The organism is Nitrosomonas sp. ANs5 (assembly GCF_050584665.1).
In the GTDB taxonomy this organism is placed as follows: Bacteria; Pseudomonadota; Gammaproteobacteria; order Burkholderiales; family Nitrosomonadaceae; genus Nitrosomonas.
In genome coordinates, this window is record NZ_JBEUDO010000089.1 from 1 (window position 1) to 6238 (window position 6238).

Annotated in this window: 7 protein-coding genes; 6 read left to right on the top strand and 1 reads right to left on the bottom strand. The window is 48.5% G+C overall.

From position 1 onward, the window contains the following. Positions 1 to 226: 226 nt before the first annotated feature. Positions 227 to 937, top strand: coding sequence for a hypothetical protein (locus ABTW62_RS13290; protein ID WP_430905057.1), 711 nt, complete (start codon positions 227 to 229; stop codon positions 935 to 937). 79 nt (positions 938 to 1016) lie between these two features. After that, complete coding sequence (locus ABTW62_RS13295) at positions 1017 to 1520, top strand: hypothetical protein (protein ID WP_430905058.1); 504 nt, start codon at positions 1017 to 1019, stop codon at positions 1518 to 1520. Positions 1521 to 1810: 290 nt separating this feature from the next. Here the strand turns inward: ABTW62_RS13295 and ABTW62_RS13300 are convergent, their stop codons facing one another. After that, positions 1811 to 2056, bottom strand: coding sequence for a hypothetical protein (locus tag ABTW62_RS13300; protein WP_430905059.1), 246 nt, complete (start codon positions 2054 to 2056; stop codon positions 1811 to 1813). Positions 2057 to 2150: 94 nt separating this feature from the next. Between ABTW62_RS13300 and ABTW62_RS13305 the strand changes: the two genes are divergently transcribed. From ABTW62_RS13305 to ABTW62_RS13320, 4 genes are all read left to right on the top strand, one after another. After that, positions 2151 to 2987, top strand: coding sequence for an REP-associated tyrosine transposase (locus ABTW62_RS13305; protein WP_430905060.1), 837 nt, complete (start codon positions 2151 to 2153; stop codon positions 2985 to 2987). Positions 2988 to 3090: 103 nt separating this feature from the next. Continuing rightward, on the top strand, positions 3091 to 3675 hold the full coding sequence (locus tag ABTW62_RS13310) for a LemA family protein (protein WP_430905061.1): 585 nt from the start codon (positions 3091 to 3093) through the stop codon (positions 3673 to 3675). A gap of 16 nt (positions 3676 to 3691) precedes the next feature. Continuing rightward, on the top strand, positions 3692 to 5596 hold the full coding sequence (locus ABTW62_RS13315; RefSeq protein ID WP_430905062.1) for a M48 family metallopeptidase: 1905 nt from the start codon (positions 3692 to 3694) through the stop codon (positions 5594 to 5596). A 110-nt stretch (positions 5597 to 5706) separates the two neighbouring features. Then, on the top strand, positions 5707 to 6238 hold a 532-nt coding region (locus ABTW62_RS13320), incomplete at its 3' end, for an REP-associated tyrosine transposase (RefSeq protein ID WP_430905063.1).

Sequence of the window (6238 nt, forward strand, 5' to 3'; positions counted from 1 at the left end):
ACAATTTTGTTAGGCAGCACCTTTACACGCTATTGGTTCAACTTTATTGCCTAAAAACCTTGACAGTTACTTTTTTATGAATGTATTTTAAAAGAGGGATAAATGGCTGTTCTATGTCTTTTACTCTACTTTGTTGTCACGCAAGCTGTTTTTTCAGGAATTATCTATTTGGAATATTTGAAATTATCAGTACCACGGTATTCTTCAAATGAAGGGGAAAATAAAAATGAAAAAATTATTTACTGTTTTACTGGCTGCGGTTGCAGGCAGTATGTTCGCTGGGCCAGCCGTATCGGAAGTCATTCCAGGGACAAACCTCAAGATCGATTTTCATGCTGGTCATGTGATTGGCAATGGGCGTCATGTCAATATGTTGCGCGTTCCGGTCACGGATATCAATACCGGTCAGACCACGTTATTTGATGCGTCGTTCCGATTTTCTTTCTTACCCAACCAAGGGTTTACTTTCGAGGAAATCGCTTCAGTCGCAATCTCCCAGCCGGTGCAAACGATCACGAATATTCGTACCGGGCTTTACCGCACCCAGGATAATCAATGTTATGTACTGGAAGGGCCCACGATCTTGAATGACAGCCGCTCGCTCTATACTTTCCGTGGAGTCAGCCATGCTGGCTGTGGTTCAGCTGATTTGCTTACAGCAGAAATTATTTCCGGACCAGCTAATGGGCACAACACTATTGGAATGCGTGATATTGTTCCAAACTTAACTGATGAATGGACTTATGGATTTCTAGCAAGCAACTCTAGGGGGGGCGGTTCTTCACATATACACAGAAATGGATGGCACGAAAATATGCTAATAGGAATACGGCAGAGTGGAGAGCAACTTATACTTGGACGATTCACAGATGAGGGAACTGGAGCAGACTTCAGGGACCCCCGCCAGACCGTGATTCTGACACGGGTGGTACAGTAAACCAATGGGTCGGATTTGGATCAACTGAATCCGGCCCCCTTGATTTCTTGATTTATATATAAGTGCCAAGGAAAAGACCATGCGATATCTATTGAGTGTGATTTTGATGTTGGCAATCACGTTGCCGACCTTTGCGCAGCAAGCCATGGCTACGGCATCGGCGGAAGCTATTGTGATCCTCGGCTACCAGATTCCGGCACCCGTGCAGGTCGACCAGCCGATAAAGTGGGAAGCAGTACGGGAGTATGTGCCTGCTGCCCTCTACAACAAACCGGCGGCACCCATGACGCCGCAGGAGATCTTTGATGAGATCAGCCGGCTCCTGAAAGCGAAGGGGCAGGAGTATAAAAAGGCACTCAGCGCGTTGGCTATTGCCCGGGCAGGCGACTATCCCGACTTGCATCCGGAAACTGTCGAATTGATGCTGGCCGAGCGTTTCGTAGGTGGTCAAGGGGAGAGCATTTCGCCGGATGTGCAAAGACTTGTTCATGAATACGCAGCGTTGCTGTATTTGCGCGAGGCTTTCGGGGACGAACTCCGCGCGCAAGGCATAAACCCGCCTATAACCCTGGAGCAGTACTGAACAGATAGCGATTGACCATAACTCTGGGATGTGACCTGAATGGCACTTACTCAGAGCTTACACAGAAACTCGTGCCCACTTTTACTCAACCAGGTCAAACCATGAGGTAAAATTACTGAGGTACTCAAACAGCAGCTCCCACTAATTCAAACAACATTTGCTGAGAAATCTATATTTTGAGGCAAAGAAAAACCATCTGACTCAAGTCAGTTTTTCAAAATTGGCTACTTTTCCCTGGAAAACACCTTTCGAACATACTTCCCCCCCCGTTAGCGTATTAAGACGAATCATTAATGACCGGCAAGGTCGGTTTGTTTTGCGCCAAGGGTAAAGCGCAGTTTCAGCTTTTGCTCATTTCTGATGAACAATGCACCCATAAAAACTGTGCATGTAACCTTTCCCAGCAAATCAAAAGCAGCGTGTTTAGCCCAGTCCTTAAAGTTCAAGCCTGTACGCCATTCCCATCTGCCTTGAATTGTACTAGGTAAAACTTGATCCCCCACAATATCTAAATCTACTACGGCGCGATCCTGCACAGCCTTTACTTTTGTAAAGCAAGCATGGGGTCAAGTCTTGTCTTGCCATGAACAATACTCTATCCTACAAAATATTGAAATCTGGAAACTAACAATGGCAAGACCGTTAAGAATTGAATTCCCTGGGGGTTTGTATCATGTGACTTCCCGAGGAGATCGCAGGGAAGAAATTTATCTGGATGATGCTGATCGTGTCAATTGGCTGACATTGTTTGGCCAGGTCTGCAAACGGTTTAACTGGGTTTGCCATGCGTATTGTTTGATGGATGATCACTATCATATCGTTGTAGAAACGCTTGAAGGAAATCTGTCCCGAGGAATGCGGCAGTTAAATGGCGTCTATACGCAAACCTTCAATCGTGCGCATAATCGTGTTGGGCATGTCTACCAGGGACGATACAAAGCCATTCTGGTGGAAAAAGAAAGTTATCTGCTTGAATTATCGCGCTATGTTGTGCTGAATCCTGTGCGGGCGGGTAGGGTGAAAGACGTTGAGCAATGGCCCTGGAGCAGCTATTCAGCCATGATCGGGAAAAGCAGCCGTCCTGAGTGGCTGCAAACGGACTGGATACTGAGCCAGTTTGGGAAACAACGGAAACGGGCTGCAGCCGCTTATAGAGATTTTGTGCGCGCGGGGGTGGAATTGCCGAGTGTTTGGAATGACTTGCGTGGGCAAATTTATCTTGGCAAGGAAGAATTTGTCGAAACCATGCAGCAGCATGTGCAATCCGATCACAATATCAGTGAAATTCCACGCGCGCAGCGAAGAGCAAATGCCAAGCCGCTTTCATATTATTCATCGTTCAATGACAGAAATGCAGGGATTGCAGCAGCCTATCAAACAGGCGACTATACAATGAAAGCGATAGCGGATGAATTCGGGCTGCATTATGCGACTGTCAGTCGCATTGTTAAAAAAGCCGGGGTATGATGTTTTGTCACAAGACTTGGCCCAGTATTGCTAGCCGATTTCCTCGCCATTGTCGACTTTGGATAGTAGACTATAACGCAATGTTTTTTTGGAGCTATCAAATATGGAATGGATTTTAATTGGATTGGTCTTGTTGGTTGTCATTGTTCCGATTGTCATCTACAACCGCCTGGTCTCCATGCGCAACCGTTATAAGAATGCTTTTGCCCAGATAGATGTTCAGCTTACACGGCGCTATGACTTGATTCCGAATCTAGTCAAAGTGGCCGAACGTTACATGAGCCACGAGCGGGATACCCTGGAAGCAGTGATTCATGCACGGAATCAGGCTGTAGGTAACTTGAAAGAAGTCGCTGCCGACCCGACCAATGCCGAAGCAGTTCGGCGTCTTTCGCAATCGGAGCAGGGCTTGACCGGCGCACTGGGTCGATTGTTTGCCCTGTCTGAGAACTATCCTGAGCTAAAGGCCAACCAAAACATGATGCAACTTTCAGAGGAGCTGGTCAGCACCGAGAATCGGGTCGCCTTTGCTCGCCAGGCATTCAACGATGCTGTCATGTCCTACAACACTATGCGCGAGATGTTCCCGAACAACCTCATCGCCAACAACTTCAGTTTCCAACCCGCACAATTACTGGAGATTGAAGATGTTCAAAAGCGTGAGGCGGTTAAGGTATCGTTTCAGTAAATAGCAGATTAACAGTATGAATTTCTTTGAACACCAAGACCGCGCACAGCGCCGGACCCGATTGCTATTGCTGCTGTTTCTTCTTGCTGTCATCGTGATCATTCTGGTGGTGAATCTCATTGTGTTGATTGCTTTCGGTCGCGCTCAGCCTCTCGGTGAGCCCATCCTCTCCCAGGCATTCATCAGTCAGCATCTTGATTTGCTTGTCTGGACTACATTATTGACTGGTGGGGTCATCGGTTTTTCCAGTTTGTACCGCAGTCTGAACTTACGCAGTGGTGGCGGAGCAGTAGCTCGGGAATTTGGCGGAACACTGGTGGAAGCGGATACCACTGATCCGTTGCGGCGGCGGCTGCGCAATGTTGTGGAAGAAATAGCCATCGCTGCCGGTGTGCCGGTCCCAGAGATTTATGTGCTTGAACAGGAATCAGGAATAAATGCCTTTGCTGCTGGTTATACACCTGCGGATGCCGCTGTCGCGGTAACCCGTGGCGCTCTGGAAAACCTCAGCCGCAATGAGCTTCAGGGTGTGATGGCACATGAATTTGGCCATATTCTCAATGGCGATATGCGTCTGAATATACGACTTATCGGTATTCTGTTCGGCATTCTAGTGATGGCGCTGATAGGCCGGCGGGTACTCTTTGCCATGCGTTTTTCACGTAATAACCGTAACTCTGGCGGGATAGCGCTACTGGGACTGGCGCTGTTGGTAGTTGGCTATATTGGTATGTTTTTTGGCCGCTGGATCAAGGCATCTGTCTCGCGCCAGCGGGAATACCTGGCAGATGCTTCAGCGGTTCAGTTTACCCGTCAGCCCGAAGGCATAGCAGGTGCATTGAAGAAAATCGGCGCAATGAGTGCGGGGTCGGTATTGGAAACGGATACCGAAGAAGTGGGTCATATGTTATTCGCGAGTGGTTTTGTGCGGCAGATGTTCTCCACCCATCCGCCATTGATAAAACGCATCCACGCTATTGACCCGGACTTCAAACCGGCTGAATTCGAAGTCATCCGTAAGCGCATGCAGCGTCATGCTGAGGCAAAGGTTGCAGCCGCAGAACAAGCTGCCGCATCTCAAAAAGCCTCAGGTAGATCTGGAAATCTACCCCTGGATGCAGAAACACTTATTGGCCAGATTGGCCAACCTGGACCCTCTCAAATTCTGGCTGCGATGGCGCTGACTGCAGCGATACCCAGGACGCTGGAGCAGCTAGCCCATTCCGGCGAGTGGCCCTTGGAATTGGTCTGTTATCTGCTGATCGATTCTGACCCGGAGATACGCAAGCATCAACTGCAAATGATATTGGAAACTTTGGGCGTTGAGAGTGAATCCCAGGTCAGGACACTGCTGGAGGCTGTACCAAAACTGGCCCCGGAGTTGCGCATCCCGCTTCTGGAAATCAGTTTCCCCGCTCTGCGCCATCGGCCGGAGGCCGATTTGACAGCGCTGGTGGCCTTGGTTGAGAGGCTCATTCATGCCGATCACAAAGTGGATGTCTTCGAATATGCCCTTGCCCGGCTACTTACCCGGCAAATCAACGATACCCGGAATCCAGCCCTTGCCCGTACTGTGGGGCGGCGTAAGTTAGTTGATGTTATTACCGAAGCCAGCAACCTGCTTGCCATTTTAGCTCACCATGGTCACAAGGATCTTGTCATGGCCAGTGCCGCATTGTCATCCGGTATGAAACTACTCAATATTGAATCGACTGCAAACACTGATATCGGCGAGGATTGGCCGAATCTCCTGGATATGGCCTTGAACAATCTAGATGAACTGGAAATGCATGGCAAACAACAATTGCTCCGCGCAATGGTAGCAACCGTCGCCCATGATGGTGAAATTATACCTGCTGAAATGGAGCTGCTGCGTGCAGTGTGTGCCTCACTGCATATCCCTTTGCCCTCGCTGGAATAAATCGAATAATGGATGTTCTGTTATTTCAACCTACACAAACATGGGGTCAAGTCTTGAATTAAAATATATGATAATCTATCCTACACAATATTGAAATCTGGAAACTGACAATGGCAAGACCGTTAAGAATTGAATTCCCGGGTGGTTTGTATCATGTGACCTCCCGAGGAGACCGCCGGGAGGAAATTTATCTGGATGATGCTGACCGTATCAACTGGCTGACATTGTTTGGCCAGGTCTGCAAACGGTTTAACTGGGTTTGCCATGCGTATTGTTTGATGGATAATCACTATCATATCGTTGTAGAAACGCTTGAAGGAAATCTGTCTCGAGGAATGCGGCAGTTAAATGGCGTCTATACGCAAACCTTCAATCGTGCGCATAATCGTGTTGGGCATGTCTACCAGGGGCGATACAAAGCCATTCTGGTGGAAAAGGAAAGTTATCTGCTTGAACTCTCGCGCTATGTTGTGCTGAATCCTGTGCGGGCGGGCAGGGTGAAGGATGTCGAGCAATGGCCCTGGAGCAGCTATTCAGCCATGATCGGAAAAAGCAGCCGTCCTGAGTGGCTGCAAACGGACTGGATGCTGAGCCAGTTTGGGAAACAACGGAAACGGGCTGCAGCCGCTTATAGAGATTTTG

Coding starts and splice junctions, on each gene's coding strand:
- ABTW62_RS13310 (WP_430905061.1), top strand. CDS start 3,091: ATGGAATGGATTTTAATTGGATTGGTCTTGTTGGTTGTCATTGTTCCG.
- ABTW62_RS13305 (WP_430905060.1), top strand. CDS start 2,151: ATGGCAAGACCGTTAAGAATTGAATTCCCTGGGGGTTTGTATCATGTG.
- ABTW62_RS13295 (WP_430905058.1), top strand. CDS start 1,017: ATGCGATATCTATTGAGTGTGATTTTGATGTTGGCAATCACGTTGCCG.
- ABTW62_RS13290 (WP_430905057.1), top strand. CDS start 227: ATGAAAAAATTATTTACTGTTTTACTGGCTGCGGTTGCAGGCAGTATG.
- ABTW62_RS13315 (WP_430905062.1), top strand. CDS start 3,692: ATGAATTTCTTTGAACACCAAGACCGCGCACAGCGCCGGACCCGATTG.